Consider the following 17283-nt stretch of genomic DNA (forward strand, 5'->3'; position numbering starts at 1 on the left):
TGGGAGAATTGAAGATTAGGAAGTAGTTTTGAGTTTTGAGTTTTAAATGATTTAACTTAAAACTCAAAACTTTTCCTCTTTTTATCAAGGAGTACAATTGGTATCAACCCCTTACTTAGAACCAAACACCTCGCGCACCCGATAAATCGGTTTTCCCTGCGACTCGTGATAGGTTCGCATCATCACTTCCGCCAGCAAACCAAAACAAAATAACTGCACGCCAGTCAACAGCAAAACCACAGCCAAAATCAGCAAAGGACGATTTCCAATAATTTGACCAAAACCCAATTTTAAGACTGTCAAATAAATTCCTAAAATCGTTCCTAACGTCATAGAACTCAGTCCCAAAAGTCCAAAAACGTGCATCGGTCGAGTCAGGAACTTTTTCATAAAAGAAATAGTTAACAAATCCATCAACACGCGAAAAGTCCGCCAAATTCCGTACTTACTTTGACCGAAACGGCGGGCGTGGTGTCGCACAGGCAGTTCTGCAATTCTCGCCCCTTCAATAAACGCCAAAGCAGGCAAAAAGCGGTGCAATTCGCCGTACAAATTCAAGTCTGCTACCAGCTCGGATTTATAAGCTTTCAAAGAACAGCCGTAGTCGTGCAAAGTCACGCCTGTAACGCGACCAATTAACCAGTTGGCAATTTTAGAAGGAATCAACCGACTAATAGTATTATCCTGCCTATTTTTCCGCCAGCCGCTAACTAAATCGTAGCCTTCATCTAATTTTGCCAACAATAGCGGAATATCAGCCGGGTCATTTTGCAAATCGCCGTCTAGGGTAACAATAGCACGACCGCGAGCGCGATCGAAACCTGCCGACATGGCAGCAGTTTGCCCGTAATTGCGGCGCAAAATTACAGCACAAAGGTCATCGCGAGTGCTGGCTAACTGCTGGAGAAGTTCACCAGAACCGTCCTTAGAACCGTCATCTACACAAATAATTTGATAGCTGAGTCCAGATGGTTGGATAGAAGAGGCGATCGCCTCAATCAAATGAGGCAAACTTTCCACCTCATTATACACCGGCACCACCACTGAAACGTCGAGAACAACTTCAGCGCCAGCCTGCTGTGCAGCCAATTTTTCCAAAAATAATGCAGCGTCCATTTTTTTATTCGATAATATTAACAGTCAACAGTCAACCGTCAACCGTCAACAACTAATTAGGTTGATAACTTGCCACAACTTTACCATATCCCCGCAATTGCTGGTAATAAGCTTGACTGACTAGATCGCCATCGTTCGACAAAACATCGATACCGATACCGTTGCGACCTTGTGCTTTTCCAGAACTGTGAATGTAGCGATTATCTCCGAGATACAATCCTACATGAGTTGCTTTTTCTGGCGTACCAAAAAATACTAAATCCCCCGGTTTTAAAGCACTGATACTAACAGGTTTAGTAAAAGCTTCCTGCTGATAAGCATCCCTCGGCAACCAGATGCCCGCAGCAACAAAAGCAGCTTGCATCAAGCCCGAACAATCATAATTTGGCCCGACTGTACCGCCCCAAAGATAATAATTGGATTGGTTCATAGCCTCGCGAGCGAAAGTAATTACTATTGGTAACTTTTCCTTGATTTGGGCCTCAGAAAGCACCAGAGGATGATACACTGTTTCTGTCGGGTCGAGCAACTCAACATCTCGAATATCCAGCCATCCCGGATAATCATCTTCGCACAGCCGCACCATCACAGCCGTTGTATCCCCCTCAACAACCGAGTCTATGCCATTTTTCTCCCCCTTCATGAGCTGGGGGGGGTCAACTACTCGCAAATGTCGCCCCAGCGCTGCTTGAGTTGCCAATCGATCGCACTTTGGGGAATCGTAAATATTTATGTGCGATCGGGCTCGGTACTCCACAACATCAGATAATTGATAATTGGCCATTGCTAATTGCTCATTGTTTGCTGTTAATTGTTCGCATTTATTGTTCGCATTTAACGATAGATTGCCATTAGCTGCTAGCCGTTAACCGTTAAGCGTCAGCCATTAACCATGACATTTTTTCACAAAGACGAACAATTAGAAACCCTCGGCAGTAGCATTATAGACTCCGCATTGTCAAAATTTACAGGATTAAGTGGCGATCGTACAGCCATTACCTGGATAGTCTACGATCCGCCGGTGCGAGTCAATACAGGCGGCGCCCTGAGTCCAGAAGAATTTTGGAAATATCAACCGCGAGGTTTTAGCGCTAGAGCTTCCGAACGAATTTATCCCGCCAGCATCGTCAAATTATTCTACCTCGTTGCCATCTGGGAATGGGCGCAAAAAGGCATGATTCAAACATCCCCAGAATTACAACGCGCCGTCCGAGATATGATAGTTGATTCCAGCAACGATGCCACCAGTTTAGTAGTAGACGCCCTCACCGGCACCACCAGCGGCCCAGAATTATCACCCGCCCCCTTTGAAACTTGGAAACAGCAGCGAAACATCGTCAACCGTTACTTTCAATCATTGGATTGGCCGGAATTACAAAATATTAACGCCAATCAAAAAACCTGGTGTGACGGCCCCTACGGTCGCGAGCGAGCATTTCTGGGAGAATTAATGGAAAATAGAAATATGCTGACCACAAATGCAGCCGCGCGTTTGGTGCACAGTATAATCGGCGGCGTAGCGGTTTCTGCCCAAGCATCGCAAGAAATGATGGGTTTAATGAAACGCAGTTTAGACCCAGCAAAATTAGAGGCAGATCCCGAAAATCAAGTTACAGGTTTTTTAGGCGGGGGATTGCCAGAATCAGCAAAATTGTGGTCAAAAGCAGGACTGACAAGTCAAGTTCGTCACGATGCTGCTTATATTGAAATATCGGGTTTGCGGCCGTATTTATTGGTTGTATTTACCGAGGGCAAAGAGAATAGCAAGAATGAAGAGATTTTGCCATTTATATCGCGGCAAGTTGTCGAAGCGATGAAAGTGCTTAATTAAACAGTCCTGGACGCCAAACGTGTTTTTCAACACTTTTGGTAGAAGTAATGTGTCCGCTGTCAGCCCGCTTCTTGGTGCGCTCAACCTATTTACGTCATCAAGACCGTTGGCGGTCGGCAATAAACCTAGTTTATTGGTAATCACCTGTTAAAAGAAGAAGATTTAACTATCGTCGCCTAGAAGATTTTGAGCGTTTGAAGGTCTTATTCACCACCTTGAGAGGGCTGCTACTGTACACCCTACAGATAGAGTTTATGTGTAAGTCCTATTTTCTCTGTTTTTCGGCTCCTGGCCCCGAACCACATTACCTCACGAACCTTATTCAGTAAGGGAGATTCTGAAGAACGATAAGACTGAGCAGTGCTTGACATAAAAAGAAAAACTGCGACATAATGCCCTTAATAGGGATATTATACGGTCATTGCAAAATAAGACATAGTTAAATTGCGAGTCTTCCGTGGGGGCGCCGTCGAAAATTATCTATAAGTTGCGATGCTCAAGTAACCGAAAACCTCTGGCTGCGGTGTAATAGGGATATTATTGGCGAAGACTGATGCTCTAATTAGCTCGGAATCCTCGGTGCGGCATGGTTTGGATATAGTTGGTGATTGACTAAAGTTGAAATGTCTACCTTTGCATTATCTGTAAGGAATAAGGAATCGCATATGAGTACAACTTTTTCGCGTCTGGAGCTTCAGGAAATTGCCAAGTATCACAGATTACTTTTATGGTCTATCCTGGCCGCTTTTGTTGCTAACCTATCTCGTTTTTCTTTAGGAGATCAACCTATAGGTTTACTTGTATACTTCCTGGCGGCAGCATTTCAGATATTTGCGCTATACAAGCTGGGAACTTCTCTCAAGCTTTCAGTTGTATGGATGGTATTGCTTATGGTTGGTTTATTCCTACCATTTATGGGTCTATTGATACTACTTTCCATACACGATAAAGCAATGAAAGCAATGAAAGCTGCGGGCGTAAAAGTGGGATTTATGGGTGCTGATCCAAACTCTATCTAATATGGTGTTGCCGTCTAACAATTCAAATGCAGCGGACGGACGAAAGCCCCTTGTGCTGAGTTTGAGGCTGTTTGCTGCCAGTGATTTGAGCCGCTATGTGCGTTGGCGTAGCGTGTATCGAGCGTTGAAGGTCAACAAGTTACAATCTAGAGTGTCTTTGAGTCCTAGCTTTTGGTCAAGGCGCGACGGCTGATCCTGACGATGCAGTGACCGATCGCGATGTTGGACACCATCTAGTTCCCCACGTAACTGGCATGAGCTTTATTTATGCTCATAGTTTGCACAAGAATAATAAAACCAGCGAAGCGGGGCTTGCTAGCGCCAGGGAAGCGATTCAAGGCGCGATCGCTCATGGGTAACGTTTAGATAGCGACGAAATTGAAACATGGAAGAATTCGATGTCATCAGATGAGCGCAAAACGCAAATTTTAAGGGTATGACGAATCCCAAACCCTTGATTCATAAAGCATTGAATAGAACGGAGAGGGAGGGATTTGAACCCTCGAAGGATGTTAACACCCTTAACAGATTAGCAATCTGCCGCTTTCGACCACTCAGCCACCTCTCCAAGATGACAGTAACTAACTATAGCACACACATCTTATTTTTGCCAACCCCTAAGTTAAAAATTCCTCAATCCCTTACTCTGTATACTTTTGGCGACCTCAACCGCCAGCCTCTGCCCCAAAGCCCCTAGCCTTCAAGTGCTTCTCCCAACTAAAATTGGAACTCAAAAAGAACCTCTTAGTATACAAATATCCCAAGCGGTACAGGTGAGCCTTGCGATCGCCATCAAGATTAAAGTCCGTCGTCGTCACCCCAGCTTCAGTCACATCAATATTAATCACCCTGCCCTTATCCATTTCTCGCTGGTGATAGCGGTCTCTTGCTTTCATCATCGTTCTGAACATCGCCGCCAGCATCGAGAGGGGAGTATCAATCTTAGCTTTAGTCTCAATTCCGGTATCGACTAATCGAAACCCAAAGGTAAACCAGCGGGGCATAGCGGGAGTGGAACCGACGGATTGTTTGTCATAAATCCACAGGGGGAAATTGCTCAAAATTCCGCCATCTACAATTAAGTCATCGCCGAGTTTTCCTGGTTCAAAAAATAGGGGAATACTCATCGACAACCGAACGGCTTCAGCCACGCTAAAATGTTCAGCGCTTTGGAGTCGCAACTGCTCGTACAAAGCATCGGAATCCGTCGATTCGCGTCGGTGTAAGTCGTCGGGCAGCACCAACATTTCACCGCGAGTGAGGTTAGATATTACTACTTTTAATTCCCGGTCTTTTACGATTTGTTTGACATCGGCAAAAGTGTGCAAGTTACCTCGACCGAGCATTGCTTCCAGCCACTGCCGGAACGGCTGCGCCGAATATTCTCCCATCTGACGGCTAACTGTTAGAAAAAGTAGCGTCCAAGCAGGAGATTGCAAGTCGTCGGCGGGGTCGCCGTTTAAAATTAGAGGACTGTTTTTTTGAGTTAAAAATATGCTGTAATCGAGCTGTCCTAAAATTTCCTCTAAGTCATCTATTGACAAGTCGGTTGCCAATACTGCGGCGGTAATTGCACCTGCCGAAGTGCCTGCCAATTTTCGCCACCGGATGCCCAAATCGCTACAGCACCTGAGTGCTCCTAAAAATGCAACTCCGCGCACGCCGCCGCCTTCAAAAACCCCATCGGCATAGATTTGACCGTTTTCGTCGGGAGGCGGAAATTTGCTGAGAATTGTTTGTTTCTCGGTTGCGGTGATTCTGACACCGGGTTCTTGCAAAATTTGCTGCGGATACCACTTGCTCATGGGAAATACCTCCGATAAATTTTGGGTTTTAGATTTTAGATTTATATCTATTGTTCTTGATTGTGGTCGGCATTCATTGCCTCTTTGACGTATTGTTGAACTTGCGATCGCACTTGTTCGTAGGCCACCGACGCGCACCAAGGCCGGAGAGATAAAATAGTTGTATCGGGAGTAATCTCGGCTACCAAACAAGTCGGGGGGGGATTCTCCAACACCAGCGGGTGAGAGTGGGCAATTTCTAATAACTCAGCTACAGTTGGACGAATTGGCCGATCGCCAATATCAATCTTCAAGTCTACTCGCCTCGTTCCCATTGCCGTTGTATTTTTCAGTGTACCGTTAAACAACTGATTGTTCGGGACAATAATTTTTATCCGATCGTCTGTCACCACGGTTGTTGAAAAAATCCCGATACTGTCCACCACTCCCTTAACATCCCCAGCTTCGATCCCATCTCCGACTTCAAAGGGGCGCAAACTAATCAACATTACCCCAGCAGCAAAGTGCGACAAAGTATTTTGCCAGGCCAAACCAATGGCCAAACCCGCTGCACCCACCACCGCAACCACACTGGTAGTTTGAATTCCCAACTGACTCAAAGCGGCGACTACTCCCACTACCAAAATCGTAATTTCAGCAGCTTGAACTAAGAATTTCCGCAGCGTGGCTTCGGTGCGACTCAGTGCTCGGCGAGTCACGCGGCCCGCAAAGCCGATCGCAAATCGCGTAATTAACAAAATGCCGACCGCCCACAGCAGTTGAGGCACTATTTTAAACCCCAATTCTACGAATTTTTTCGAGAATTCTTGGGCTACTTCCAAGGCTTGTGTTCTTTCTGCATTTAGCTGAGTATAGAAGGTTTGAGCTATTGGTAAAAACGTCTGAATAACTGTCATATCAATTTGGAATTGGAATTGGGAATTTGGAATTGCAGTTTCAGTCTTATCGCTTATTTTGAGAGTCCTACAGGGGTTGAAAACCCCTGTCTCATAGCTAAAGTCCTCTCAAAGAGGACTAAAATCAATAATTTCCTCGTTCAAAATCTTGAGTCGGTTTAAACCGACTTTTGCTATGAGGCAGGGGTTTAAACCCCTGCCGGACTACTGCTAATAGTGTACTGCTACGCGGGGCAATCGGTGTTTAAAACCGCATAGAATTTCCCAAGAAATAGTTCCTAAAGTCGCGGCCCAATCGTCTGCCGTAATTTGATATCCCCCATCTTTGCCCAACAGCGTCACCACTTCGCCAACTTCTAAATTGGGAATATCAGTTACATCCAGCATTAACTGATCCATCGTCACGGCTCCCACTTGCCGCACGAACTGACCCCGGACTAAAACCTGCATTTTATTAGAAAGGTTGCGCGGAATGCCATCTGCATAGCCGATACCAATTACGGCAATCTGTGTCTGGCGCTGAGCTATAAATTGATAGCCGTAACTGACGCCGGTTCCTGCTTCAATTGTTTTCACCTGCGTTACCCTAGCTTTTACCTGCATTGCGGGCTTCAAGTTGGCGATCGACTGCAAGTGAGGTGCTGGATAAAGACCGTAGGTAGCTAAACCGACTCGCACTAAATCGTAGTGCAAATCCGGGTCAGCGAGGGCGGCAGCAGAGTTTGCCAAGTGGAGGCGAGGGGGGTTAATTCCTGCTATTTTAATTTGCTCGATCGCCTGTTGAAACCGCTGGTGCTGCTCTCTCATAACTGCGAGGTCGGGACTATCTGCTGTCGCCAAGTGAGAGTAAATACTGGCTAATTTTAAATTGGGCAACCGCTTGACTAATTGCACAAATTCTGTAGCTTCTTGCCAGGGCGTACCCAAGCGAGACATTCCCGTATCCAACTTAGCGTGAACCGGCAAAGATTGGTTAAGATCGGCGAGAACTTCCGAAAAAATTAGGGCTTGTTTGGCAGTACAAATAGTGGGCTGCAAGTGCCAATGGGCGATCGCCTTTACCTGTTGGGCTGTATGGGTGGCCCCCAACAGCAAAATCGGCGCTTCTATCCCAGCTTCTCGCAATTCTATTCCTTCGGGAATTGTCGCCACTCCCAGCCAACTAGCACCTGCTTGCAATGCTGTTTGACTGACGCCAACAGCACCGTGCCCGTAAGCATCTGCTTTCACAACTGCCATCAGTTCTGTGTGGGGAGATAAGAGCTTTTTAAGCTGTTTTACATTGTGAGTTAAAGCTGCTAAATCGATTTCTACCCAAGCCCGCTGGCAAAGTCCCCCGTTATCGTCCCACAGCAACGTATGGCGGGATTCTTTTGTCGTTGATTCTGCCGTTGTTTGTTCCCCACTCCACATTGTCGATCGCTCCTACTTGCTTACACCATTAAAAACTGCTTGGAGATTTTACTCTAAGTTTGATTATAATAAGATTCTCTCTTTCATCAAAGTTAACTGGTGTATCATAGCACCAAAAATACCCGGTAAAAACTATGGACGGACTGGCCTACCTACATTTAGCTGAAACTTGGGAAACGGCTGCGGGTCAAACTCGATCGACCCACTCAAAAAGGCACCTGAATTTAGCCTCTTCTGCTTTACTTTTCTTTACGATCGCTCTCACAATTTTCAATTTAGTCAATCCCGCACTCGCCATCAAAAAAGGTGATTCAGGCCCGGAAGTAGCCGAACTCCAGAAAACTCTACAAAACGCAGGCTATTTTCGCGGTAAGGCTACAGGATTTTACGGTTCTCTCACCCAGGCTGCTGTGAAAAAGTTTCAAGCAGAGAACAACCTGAAAGTTGACGGAATTGTCGGCCCTAAAACCTTGTCAGCACTGAAACGTAAGCCGGAAGAGGCGAGTATTGAAGCTGCGGAAAAAATCGCGCCCAATATCGATCGATCTTCGCCATCTCCTAGCGCCACAGAAAACACCAACGAACTCGAAGATCAAACTCAAACTCAGACCCAAGAACCTCTATTTCAAGAACCCTCTTTGCCGCCCTTTAAAACTGAAAATTCCGAGGATCAAGAAAGTGAGTTGCCACCCACAAAACTCGTAAATCCTCCCGATAATACTCAAGGAAAAATGACGTTGAAAAAAACAATTTACGGTAACATATCGCCAAAATCAATAGTTTATTCGAGAGCGGGTTTGTTTTTTGCTCAAAACATGATGTACCGCCACACAATCACAGTTTACGACAGGAACTTTAAATTAGTCAAGACTATTCCCGATACAGTAAACTTGTCGAAGTTCGGCTTTTCTAAATTCAAAGGCAATTATAAAGGCTCTCCCGTAGAAGCTGCTTTTTCAACCGATGGCAAATATGCCTACGTCTCCAACTACAAAATGTACGGTTCCGGGTTTAGAAATCCGGGAACGGACAGGTGTTCTCCAGCGGCAAAACACGACCAAAGTTTTCTGTACCGCATCAATACCCAAACTTTGACAATAGAAAAGGTAATTCCTGTAGGTGCAGTTCCGAAATTCAATGCTGTTTCGCCTGACAATCGCTTCGCGCTCGCTAGCAATTGGTGCAGTTGGGATTTGAGCGTGGTTGATATCAATAAAAATCTCGAAATCGAGCGAGTGAAACTGGGTGCATATCCTCGGGGTATTGTTGTTACTCCCGACTCAAAAAATGCCTATGTTGCCATCATGGGTTCTTCCGATATTGCGAAAGTGAATCTCATCGACTTTTCGGTAGAATGGCTGAAGAATATTGGCAATGCGCCGCGTCATTTGACGATCGACCCCAATGGAAAGTATCTTTATGCCACTTTAAATGGTGAAGGAAATGTGGCAAAAATTGACCTAAAAACGGGTAAAGTGGTAGACAAAGTTTCTACAGGAAAAGCACCTCGAAGCATGACAATTTCCGATCAGGGAAAACTGCTTTATGTGGTCAACTATTTCTCGAATACTGTTAGCAAGGTTAGGACGAGCGATATGAAAGTGCTGCAAACAGTGAAGGTTAATTCAAGTCCGATCGGGATTACTTACGATCCGGAAACTAATCAGGTTTGGGTAGCTTGCTATTCGGGCAGTATTATGGTGTTTCAAGATTAATTTACCTGCTTCGTAGTGAAGGGTTCAGTCCTTACTACAAACAATAACGATTAAATGTTATTGTGGGGCGGGCTAGGAGCAACGCCCCTAAAATATTATTTGGGCAACTTTAAAGGCTTCACAACATACTGTGAAGACTTAGCAGGTACTTTGCCGTTTTTGGCCATAGCTTGGTAAATCATGGCTGCGACTTCAGCACGAGTTGCTGTTCTATTAGGCTGCAAAAGTGTGCGCTTCGGGTGGTTAACAACAATGCCAGCTTCTGTGGCTGATGCTACTTTGTTAGCTGCCCATTTCGGTACTTTTGCCCTGTCTGTATAAACTTGTAAAGTTTTGGTTGCTCTTGTTGATGGTTTCAGGCTCAAACCGCTCGCTAAAGCTGCGATTACTTCGACACGCGGAATCTGTTTTTCGGGACGGAACTCATTGTTTGGGTATCCTTTAAGATATCCAGTTTTGACGGTGTGGTCGATCGCAGGAGCTACAGGACTCTTGTCTTTTACGTCTTTAAAATCAATTGGTTTTCGGATCGGCTCTTTGTCGTCGGACATTCGCTGAATTAAGCGCGCTAGTTCGGCTCGCGTCATCGATTCCTCGGGACGAAATTTGCTGTCGGTGGGCTCAGCAAAAATTTTCCGATCGACTAAAGCTAAAATGAACGGACGCGCCCAATATTTGTCTGGAACATCGGAGAATCTAACGGGCCCAACTTTGGGTTTATCGCCTTTCGGTTTGGTAATTGCTGGAACAGGAGTCGATCGCGCAATTGGCTTGGGAGGAACAACGATTACACCCACCGGAGGATTTTGCGGTAAAACCGGCCCTAAAGGTCCCACAGGTGCGGCATCCGGTTCTGAGGGAATGAGCGTTTTAGCGGGCGATCGCAAATCGGAACTTGGCGATTCGGGTGTTAATATTCCCGGACTCGCGGGCGTAACAGCAGGTTGAGAAAAAACGGCTGGAAATTGCCAATTTCTGGCATTCAATCGATCGGGATTTTTACCTGTTACCCAAAATAAAATTGCTCCCATCGTGCCGAAGGCAACCAAGATCGCAATCAATTCATCCAATCCTAGAGGGTTTCTTTCCCCTGACGGGGGTTGTGAAGAAGACATATTGTCACCTACATACTAATGTAGAAATTAAATCACATATTTTTTGGGTCTGGGGGAAACAGAGAAGACTAAATCAATTATTCCAAAGTTTTCATTCTCCCTACCTGTGGCAGCGTGGCATCGGGAGAATATATAAAATCAACTTTTACCGATGTCAGTTGCTGATTTTTGCCATCTTCAACTCAGCGCCTTCTACTCCCGAAAGAGCGATTCCGACTCGGTTGACGAGAATTCCTGCCACTACCAAAACTCGGCTGCCGCTTGTATTGATTTTGACGTTGCTGCGGGGATCGCCTCAAAGTGCTGCCACTGTAACCCGAACCGGTCGATCGATTGCCATTTGGCCGTACTGAGGGTCTTACTGGCTGGTTATAGGTGGGCGAGCGCAAGCGGCCGGTCGTCCTTAAAACTTGACGGTTTCTCACAGCCGGAGGCGGAGTTCGATACCGAGTTTGATATTGGTTAACAGCTTGGCCGTAAGTATTGCCATAGCCGCCATATCCTGTCATAATTCCCGGCTGATACACTGGCGGCATATAATATTGCGGTCTAAATAACAAACTGCCGATCGCCTGACCGGCTATAGCCCCAGCAAACGGCGCCCAGAAGCCTGATTGCTGTCTCACTACTACGGTTTGGGGCTGACCTGTTTGAGGATTCGGAACAGTTTCGGTAACGTTGTGAACGTACTCAATTTTAAAATCTTCTGTCAAATGCAAAACCGCTTGATTGTTATCCAGACTTAGATAACTTTTCTTGCCTGCCGATATTTCTTCATCCGTTAAGCGAGCCATTTGCAAATCCCTAGTGCGGTAAACTGGGGGACTTCCGGGGGGAGTATTCAGCAACATCAAACTGTATTCGCCATCAGCATCGTCGTAGGTAGCTTGCTGTACGGGATATTGGCCTTGAGCCAAGTTATTGTTTGGTGCCGGGCGCACTGTGTTAATATTTGGATTGCCAGCAGGATTTGTATAAGTTTGTGTGCGAGGTGAACCGCAGCCGATTGCCGTCCCCAAAAAAGTTAAAGCCATTAAATAAATTGTCAGTTTTCGCAGCATCATAAATAGTAATTGGTAATGAGTAAATACAGCCTATTCCATCTTTAACAAGTACAGTAGCAGCTATATTGTGGGGTGTTAATCTGTAGGGTGCGTCGCTGCAATAATATTTTGGATAAAACTTGCAGATTGTTGCTAGCAACGCACCTTATTTCCTAGAAAATTGTGTGTACTACATATACAGGGAATGTGCTGTGGTAATTTTGGTAAATAGTAATTGGTAATTTCTCCCTCTTCCTTCTTCCTTCCTTAAATGGGAATTAGTTCGGGGAAATTGACCAACACTTGGTCGTTGGTAAGTTCGTCTCCCAACTGTGCGGGAGAAAAGTGAACTTGCACAGCTCGGAGCCTTTCTTGGTAATGTAAATTAATCAGGGCTTTTAAACCGACTTTCAGCGTGCTGATGTCAGCGAGGTCAGTTTCTAGGGCAGGAACTTCGCCTTCATACGCAACTGTCAGCATCACTACGATATTTCTAGTTATCGGCAAAGACAAGGGGGATTTTTGATCGTACACAGATGTGCTGTATTGAGGCTCACTGAGATAGCGCTCGGCTGAATCCGTGAAAAGTTCATCCACATAATCGCCGGCTTCCCCTTCATTCCAAAAAACATCGCCTTCATTGGCGGCCGATTGCCAGTAAGTGTCGTATTGCAACAGGTGATTGCAAATTTCTACAAGACCTTCTCCTAAAACTGCTATGTCGCCATCGGCATCAATTGCTTTTCTAGCGGTGCGGTTGAGAACTCCTAACAGCGGTGCAACTTCTTCGCCTGTTAGGTGAACGAACACCCGGCAAACTGCCAATCTAGTTTTACCTGTAAATTGATTGAATCGATCGCGCCAAGCATTCATAATAACCTATAGTTGTCATCTGTAGGGCTATATTTTCCACCATAGCAGGGGATTTGAACTCTTGCCGTCTACCCTCAGATTGATCTGAAGAGTATTTTTAGCGATCGCCTCGGCAGGGTACTGTTTCGCTTTGACTCATCTAATTTTATAGCAGTTTTCACTCGCATCAAATACAGTTCCAATACAGTAGGGAAACGGCACTGCCTTGTCCTGACAAAGAGCGGCGACTTTTAATAATTAATTAGTATGAGATTGATGATTGTAGCAAGAGTTTTTTTAATTGATATGAATTCAGCGCTCGTTTGCTTAGCCGGAATATAATATTGTGGGCTATCGATTCATCGGTCTATTGTTTGCAGTGCTTCGCGATCGCAATGACAAGAAATTGTAGGTTAGATAATTTCCACTCAAAAAACCTCCAATCTGGGAAGATTGGAGGTGCGCTAAGCGAATACTTTGGTTTGAGATAACTATTTGACGATCGCGCTTTGGACTTGTTCAATCGCAATTTCAGAACTCAACTCAGCAACTGGCGAAACTGGCAAATCCAGCTCACCACCCGGAGCTTCCGGGTGTTCGCGAACGGCTGCAACCGCATCTGCTGACTCAGCTACAGCACCCGCCGGCGCCAAATCGAGCACGGCAGGAACTTCCATGTGTCCAGAAACACCTGCATCTGCGATCGGATCGAGCGACTCTTCAAAAACTTCAAAATTATCGGTCATCGCAGCGCAAGCAGCAGAAGCGCGCTTGCCGGCACGGTAGCTCATGTAGGCCGCTCCGCCACCCAAAACTCCAGCCAAACCTAGGAAACCGAGAGCTGCTGTTTTGTAGGATTTCCAGGGATTCATGCGCTCCGAGCCGCCGGAACCTAGGATCGTTGTCGCAGAACCAGATTTAGCCGCGCCAGATTTGCTGTAGGAACAGGGGAAAGCAGATGCGGCGTCACCTATGGCGATGCTGCTTGCGATCGCGACGACGGAAGCAATGCCAGCTAACACTTGAAACTTCTTCATGGTGCTCTGGAGATTGTAAAGGATAATTAAAAAATTAATGGTAACAGCTCTTTACAAATGTATCAACTCTGTGCGCCGCCCATATCGCGGATCGATCGCAAAAGTCAGCTATAGCCTCACGCCATTCAAATTTAAAATTGCCCGCTTAAACAGATGAAATGCTTACTGTGTAAGCGTTTTAACTAACCGATCGGTAGAATTTCAAGTTTTGTGAACCAATACTTTGATCGCGCCCAAATTAGAAAATCTGAGGTGAGACAGTAGAAAATTTAGTTACAGACTGGCAAACAGTTGGTGACAAACTACTTTTAAGGCTACTTTTGTAAAGGCTTAGTTATTGGAATAACTCTTATTTTTATGACAGACAACGCGAATCAAGGCATTGAGCGATTCCATCGCCGATTGTTGGTGACGGGCGGGGCTGGATTTATCGGCTCGAATTTTGTGCATCACTGGTGCAGCAGCTATCGGGGCGATCGAGTAGTGGTACTGGACGCTTTAACCTACGCCGGAAACCGACAAACCCTGGCAACTTTGGAAGGAGGCGAAAATTTTCGGTTTGTGCAGGGGGATATTTGCGATCGTACCTTAGTCGATACCTTGCTCAAAGAAGAAAACATCACCACAGTCGCCCACTTTGCAGCAGAATCCCACGTTGACAGGTCAATTATCGGGCCTGCCGCCTTTGTTCAAACAAACGTTGTCGGAACCTTCACACTGTTAGAAGCCTTCCGCAAGCATTTAGAAGCAATTGATGAGGCATCTCTCAAAGCACAAATGCGCTTCCTCCACGTTTCTACCGACGAAGTTTACGGCAGTCTCGGCCCCGATGACCCAGCCTTCACAGAAACAACTGCCTACTCGCCCAACAGTCCCTACTCAGCCTCCAAAGCTGGCAGCGACCACCTCGCCCGCGCCTATTTCCACACCTACGGCGTCCCGACAATTATCACCAACTGTTCCAACAATTACGGCCCCTATCACTTCCCAGAAAAGCTCATTCCATTAATGTGCATCAATATGCTATTGGGCAAACCGCTGCCAGTATACGGCGACGGTCAAAACGTGCGAGATTGGCTTTACGTTCTCGACCACTGCCGCGCTTTAGATGCTGTTATTCACCGTGGTCAGCCTGGGGAAACCTACAATGTTGGCGGCAACAACGAGGTCAAAAATCTCGATTTAGTAAAAATGCTGTGTCAGCTAATGGACGAATTAGCTGAGGATTTACCCGCCCGTCCTTGCGAACAATTGATCACATTTGTCAAAGACAGAGCCGGACACGATCGGCGTTATGCTATTGATGCCACCAAAATTAAAACAGAGTTAGGTTGGACTCCCTCAGTAACAGTTGAAGAAGGTTTGCGGCAGACTGTAGAATGGTACTTAGCCCATCGGGATTGGTGGGAACCCCTGCTTTCTGAGGAATATCAAACTTACTACCGGAAAGTCTACTCTAACTAATCTACTCCTGGACGCACGGGCTACCAAAAACCAGAACCAGTAAAAAACTGGTTTTCCCGCTCAAGAGTGCGTCCAGAAAGGTTTATGTCTTGCCTTCAAGCTTTACATTTAAACTCCCGGCGCAGAAACCGGGTTAGAGAAAAGAAAATGTTTAGTTGAGTGCGATCGATCACAGTTAAAAAACCTGTTTTCTTTAATCTTTGCGCCTAACTTCTGATTTAATTAGGTGGAGGTATGTATCACACACATTCGCCCTTGTCAATCATTGTGAAGATTTAGTTAAAAATCATCTGAAACGCATAAATTTAAGTGTTTGTAGCTGATAATTTTAATAGAGTTACAAGATTAAGCATTTTAGAAGCTTTTAGGGAAAACAAAAAGCACCAATGACCGAAATAAACTGGCTCAAGCACGTCCAAGAACCTAAATACTGGCTGTTAGGCATCGCCTCCGGTTTGATAGCCTTACACCTAACTCTGACTTCCAGAACCAACGACACTGACCTGTTCGGTACAATGTTACTGTTTTGGGGAGTCGTAGCATTTCTCATTTGGGAAAGGCACGAATCCTTAACTTTTGAAAGCGGAGTTTTCGCCAGCTTCTTTGGGACATCGTTAATTGCTTTAATATTGCTCAAAAGCTCGTCGATATCTGGATACGACTTTTTTATCAGAGCAACGCCTTTTTTGTCTGCAATTAGTCTCGCATTGCTGGCTTCCGGCACAAAAGGACTGAAACAATATTGGCAGGAACTTCTAATTCTTGCGTATACAGCTATTCCTCCCGGATTGATCGGAGTATTCGTTGATGTCCCCAAACTAACAGCTAAATTTTCAGCTTTCCTCCTCCACTATCTAGGATTTGAAGTGGTGCAAAAAGGGGTTTTTCTAATCCTGGAAAAGGGCAGCGTGGAAGTGAATCACGGCTGTTCCGGGGTGAATGCGATGCTACAATTGTTAGGACTAGCTCTGGTTTTCTTACTGATGTTTCCTACCACTAGGGGTCAGAAAATGGTATTGCCATTCGTGGCAATAATTACTGCATTTGTAGTGAATGCCGCGCGAGTTGGTCTCTTGGCAGTGCTGGTATCGCTATCTCAACCAGAAGCATTTAAATACTGGCACGAAGGAAATGGTTCGGTAATATTTTCTATGATTGCTGTATTTATTTTCGGTTTATTCTGCTGGTTTGCAATTTTGAAAGACCAACCCCCAAATCAGGAAGGACAGAATTGCTAATGGCTATTATCTCTTGGAAACCACTTAGGATTTCCCTGTTGGCTGTTACTTTGGGAGGCGTTTTGTTGGTTGCCGGAAAATTGGTTTTCTATCCATCGGACGGCAAGAATGTGGCAACCCCGTTTGAGTTTCCCGAGTCGGTGCCTCTAGCCGAGTGGAAACTCAACAAGAGCGCGCTTCTGAAAATTAAGGAAAATTCAGAATTCAAAGCTGCCAGGAAATATGAATATCAAAAAAATAGCATGGCTCTAGACATAGAGATGCGCTATGCCGTAAACACCATTGGGGATGTGGAAGGTATGATGAGGGGACATACTATTCTCAAGTCGTATCCTGGTAAACTAGCATTAGTAAACACTCAAGGCGCGGGGTTTCACGGAATTGTGCAACAGCAAAATCGACTGTATTTGAGTTCGTGTATCAATCCTCATGGCAGTCCTACAGTAACTTCCCAACAGTTTAGATATAATCGAAATACTCGCGATTGGCAGCCCAACCGTATTCTGTTTTGGTTGTTGGGTAGGGGAAATATTCAAGACCGGCGCTGTTTGTGGACTCAGATGTCTGTGCCTTTGGATAAAACAACTCCAGAAGATGCCAAAAAAATTCTAGAGAATGCTTGGGTTTCTTGGTATGAGTGGTGGCAGCCGCGATTCCCCGAGCCTTGACTCGATTCAGTCGATTTTAGCTTTTAGCTTTTAGCTTTTATATTTACTCCACAGGTGAATCTGGAAGCTGG

The 17283-nt window shown here is 45.5% G+C and carries 16 protein-coding genes and 1 tRNA gene; 7 read left to right on the forward strand and 10 right to left on the reverse strand.

Annotated features, from left to right (window positions below; genetic code table 11):
• Positions 1 to 111: 111 nt before the first annotated feature.
• Both QUA57_RS05165 and QUA57_RS05170 read right to left on the reverse strand, forming a co-directional pair.
• Positions 112 to 1116 carry a glycosyltransferase family 2 protein gene (locus QUA57_RS05165; protein ID WP_333059868.1) on the reverse strand — a complete coding sequence of 335 codons (1005 nt, stop codon included), beginning with the start codon at positions 1114 to 1116 and terminating at the stop codon, positions 112 to 114.
• Positions 1117 to 1168: 52 nt separating this feature from the next.
• Positions 1169 to 1900, reverse strand: coding sequence for a C40 family peptidase (locus tag QUA57_RS05170; protein WP_333059869.1), 732 nt, complete (start codon positions 1898 to 1900; stop codon positions 1169 to 1171).
• Positions 1901 to 2008: 108 nt separating this feature from the next.
• Here QUA57_RS05170 and QUA57_RS05175 point away from each other — a divergent pair, with 108 nt between their 5' ends.
• From QUA57_RS05175 to QUA57_RS05185, 3 genes are all read left to right on the forward strand, one after another.
• The gene (locus tag QUA57_RS05175; RefSeq protein ID WP_333059870.1) at positions 2009 to 2947 is read left to right on the forward strand and encodes a serine hydrolase; all 939 of its coding nucleotides are present in this window, start codon (positions 2009 to 2011) and stop codon (positions 2945 to 2947) included.
• 608 nt (positions 2948 to 3555) lie between these two features.
• Entirely contained in the window at positions 3556 to 3966 is a 411-nt protein-coding gene (locus QUA57_RS05180; RefSeq protein ID WP_333059871.1) for a hypothetical protein, read from the forward strand.
• A 206-nt stretch (positions 3967 to 4172) separates the two neighbouring features.
• Positions 4173 to 4325: a hypothetical protein gene (locus tag QUA57_RS05185; RefSeq protein WP_333059872.1), complete on the forward strand. Its 153-nt coding sequence runs from the start codon at positions 4173 to 4175 to the stop codon at positions 4323 to 4325.
• Between the two features lie 120 nt (positions 4326 to 4445).
• Here QUA57_RS05185 and QUA57_RS05190 read toward each other — a convergent pair.
• The 4 genes from QUA57_RS05190 to alr form a co-directional block, all read right to left on the reverse strand.
• Positions 4446 to 4534, reverse strand: a tRNA-Ser gene (locus QUA57_RS05190).
• Positions 4535 to 4631: 97 nt separating this feature from the next.
• Positions 4632 to 5771 (reverse strand): patatin-like phospholipase family protein, encoded by a 1140-nt coding sequence (locus QUA57_RS05195; RefSeq protein WP_333059873.1) that lies wholly within the window; start codon positions 5769 to 5771, stop codon positions 4632 to 4634.
• Positions 5772 to 5818: 47 nt separating this feature from the next.
• A complete protein-coding gene (locus QUA57_RS05200) occupies positions 5819 to 6667 on the reverse strand; it encodes a mechanosensitive ion channel family protein (RefSeq protein WP_333059875.1) in 849 nt (282 codons plus the stop codon).
• Between the two features lie 210 nt (positions 6668 to 6877).
• On the reverse strand, positions 6878 to 8080 hold the full coding sequence (gene alr / locus QUA57_RS05205) for an alanine racemase (protein WP_333059876.1): 1203 nt from the start codon (positions 8078 to 8080) through the stop codon (positions 6878 to 6880).
• A gap of 134 nt (positions 8081 to 8214) precedes the next feature.
• On the opposite strand from alr, the gene QUA57_RS05210 reads away from it, so the two are divergent.
• Positions 8215 to 9795, forward strand: coding sequence for a peptidoglycan-binding protein (locus QUA57_RS05210; protein WP_333059878.1), 1581 nt, complete (start codon positions 8215 to 8217; stop codon positions 9793 to 9795).
• A gap of 95 nt (positions 9796 to 9890) precedes the next feature.
• Here the strand turns inward: QUA57_RS05210 and QUA57_RS05215 are convergent, their stop codons facing one another.
• The 4 genes from QUA57_RS05215 to QUA57_RS05230 all read right to left on the reverse strand — a co-directional run bounded on the left by QUA57_RS05215 (position 9891) and on the right by QUA57_RS05230 (position 13842).
• Entirely contained in the window at positions 9891 to 10910 is a 1020-nt protein-coding gene (locus QUA57_RS05215; protein WP_333059880.1) for an S-layer homology domain-containing protein, read from the reverse strand.
• Between the two features lie 182 nt (positions 10911 to 11092).
• Complete coding sequence (locus tag QUA57_RS05220; RefSeq protein ID WP_333059881.1) at positions 11093 to 11974, reverse strand: hypothetical protein; 882 nt, start codon at positions 11972 to 11974, stop codon at positions 11093 to 11095.
• Positions 11975 to 12220: 246 nt separating this feature from the next.
• Positions 12221 to 12826, reverse strand: a complete 606-nt coding sequence (locus QUA57_RS05225; protein ID WP_333059882.1) for a DUF1517 domain-containing protein — start codon at positions 12824 to 12826, stop codon at positions 12221 to 12223.
• A gap of 470 nt (positions 12827 to 13296) precedes the next feature.
• On the reverse strand, positions 13297 to 13842 hold the full coding sequence (locus QUA57_RS05230; RefSeq protein ID WP_333059883.1) for a hypothetical protein: 546 nt from the start codon (positions 13840 to 13842) through the stop codon (positions 13297 to 13299).
• Between the two features lie 357 nt (positions 13843 to 14199).
• Between QUA57_RS05230 and rfbB the strand changes: the two genes are divergently transcribed.
• From rfbB to QUA57_RS05245, 3 genes are all read left to right on the forward strand, one after another.
• A complete protein-coding gene (rfbB, locus tag QUA57_RS05235) occupies positions 14200 to 15306 on the forward strand; it encodes a dTDP-glucose 4,6-dehydratase (RefSeq protein ID WP_333059884.1) in 1107 nt (368 codons plus the stop codon).
• A gap of 386 nt (positions 15307 to 15692) precedes the next feature.
• On the forward strand, positions 15693 to 16544 hold the full coding sequence (crtA, locus tag QUA57_RS05240; protein ID WP_333059885.1) for a cyanoexosortase A: 852 nt from the start codon (positions 15693 to 15695) through the stop codon (positions 16542 to 16544).
• Positions 16544 to 17212, forward strand: a complete 669-nt coding sequence (locus tag QUA57_RS05245; protein WP_333059886.1) for a cyanoexosortase A system-associated protein — start codon at positions 16544 to 16546, stop codon at positions 17210 to 17212. Before crtA ends, QUA57_RS05245 begins: the two co-directional genes overlap by 1 nt.
• Positions 17213 to 17283 lie beyond the last annotated feature (71 nt).

Source organism: Microcoleus sp. Pol7_B2 (assembly GCF_036701035.1).
Classification (GTDB): Bacteria; Cyanobacteriota; Cyanobacteriia; order Cyanobacteriales; family Microcoleaceae; genus Microcoleus.

Bases quoted from the DNA above. Each gene is read 5' to 3' on its own strand.
- QUA57_RS05165 (WP_333059868.1), bottom strand. From the start codon at position 1,116: ATGGACGCTGCATTATTTTTGGAAAAATTGGCTGCACAGCAGGCTGGC.
- QUA57_RS05170 (WP_333059869.1), bottom strand. From the start codon at position 1,900: ATGGCCAATTATCAATTATCTGATGTTGTGGAGTACCGAGCCCGATCG.
- QUA57_RS05175 (WP_333059870.1), top strand. From the start codon at position 2,009: ATGACATTTTTTCACAAAGACGAACAATTAGAAACCCTCGGCAGTAGC.
- QUA57_RS05195 (WP_333059873.1), bottom strand. From the start codon at position 5,771: ATGAGCAAGTGGTATCCGCAGCAAATTTTGCAAGAACCCGGTGTCAGA.
- QUA57_RS05200 (WP_333059875.1), bottom strand. From the start codon at position 6,667: ATGACAGTTATTCAGACGTTTTTACCAATAGCTCAAACCTTCTATACT.
- alr (WP_333059876.1), bottom strand. From the start codon at position 8,080: ATGTGGAGTGGGGAACAAACAACGGCAGAATCAACGACAAAAGAATCC.
- QUA57_RS05210 (WP_333059878.1), top strand. From the start codon at position 8,215: ATGGACGGACTGGCCTACCTACATTTAGCTGAAACTTGGGAAACGGCT.
- QUA57_RS05215 (WP_333059880.1), bottom strand. From the start codon at position 10,910: ATGTCTTCTTCACAACCCCCGTCAGGGGAAAGAAACCCTCTAGGATTG.
- QUA57_RS05220 (WP_333059881.1), bottom strand. From the start codon at position 11,974: ATGATGCTGCGAAAACTGACAATTTATTTAATGGCTTTAACTTTTTTG.
- QUA57_RS05225 (WP_333059882.1), bottom strand. From the start codon at position 12,826: ATGAATGCTTGGCGCGATCGATTCAATCAATTTACAGGTAAAACTAGA.
- QUA57_RS05230 (WP_333059883.1), bottom strand. From the start codon at position 13,842: ATGAAGAAGTTTCAAGTGTTAGCTGGCATTGCTTCCGTCGTCGCGATC.
- rfbB (WP_333059884.1), top strand. From the start codon at position 14,200: ATGACAGACAACGCGAATCAAGGCATTGAGCGATTCCATCGCCGATTG.
- crtA (WP_333059885.1), top strand. From the start codon at position 15,693: ATGACCGAAATAAACTGGCTCAAGCACGTCCAAGAACCTAAATACTGG.
- QUA57_RS05245 (WP_333059886.1), top strand. From the start codon at position 16,544: ATGGCTATTATCTCTTGGAAACCACTTAGGATTTCCCTGTTGGCTGTT.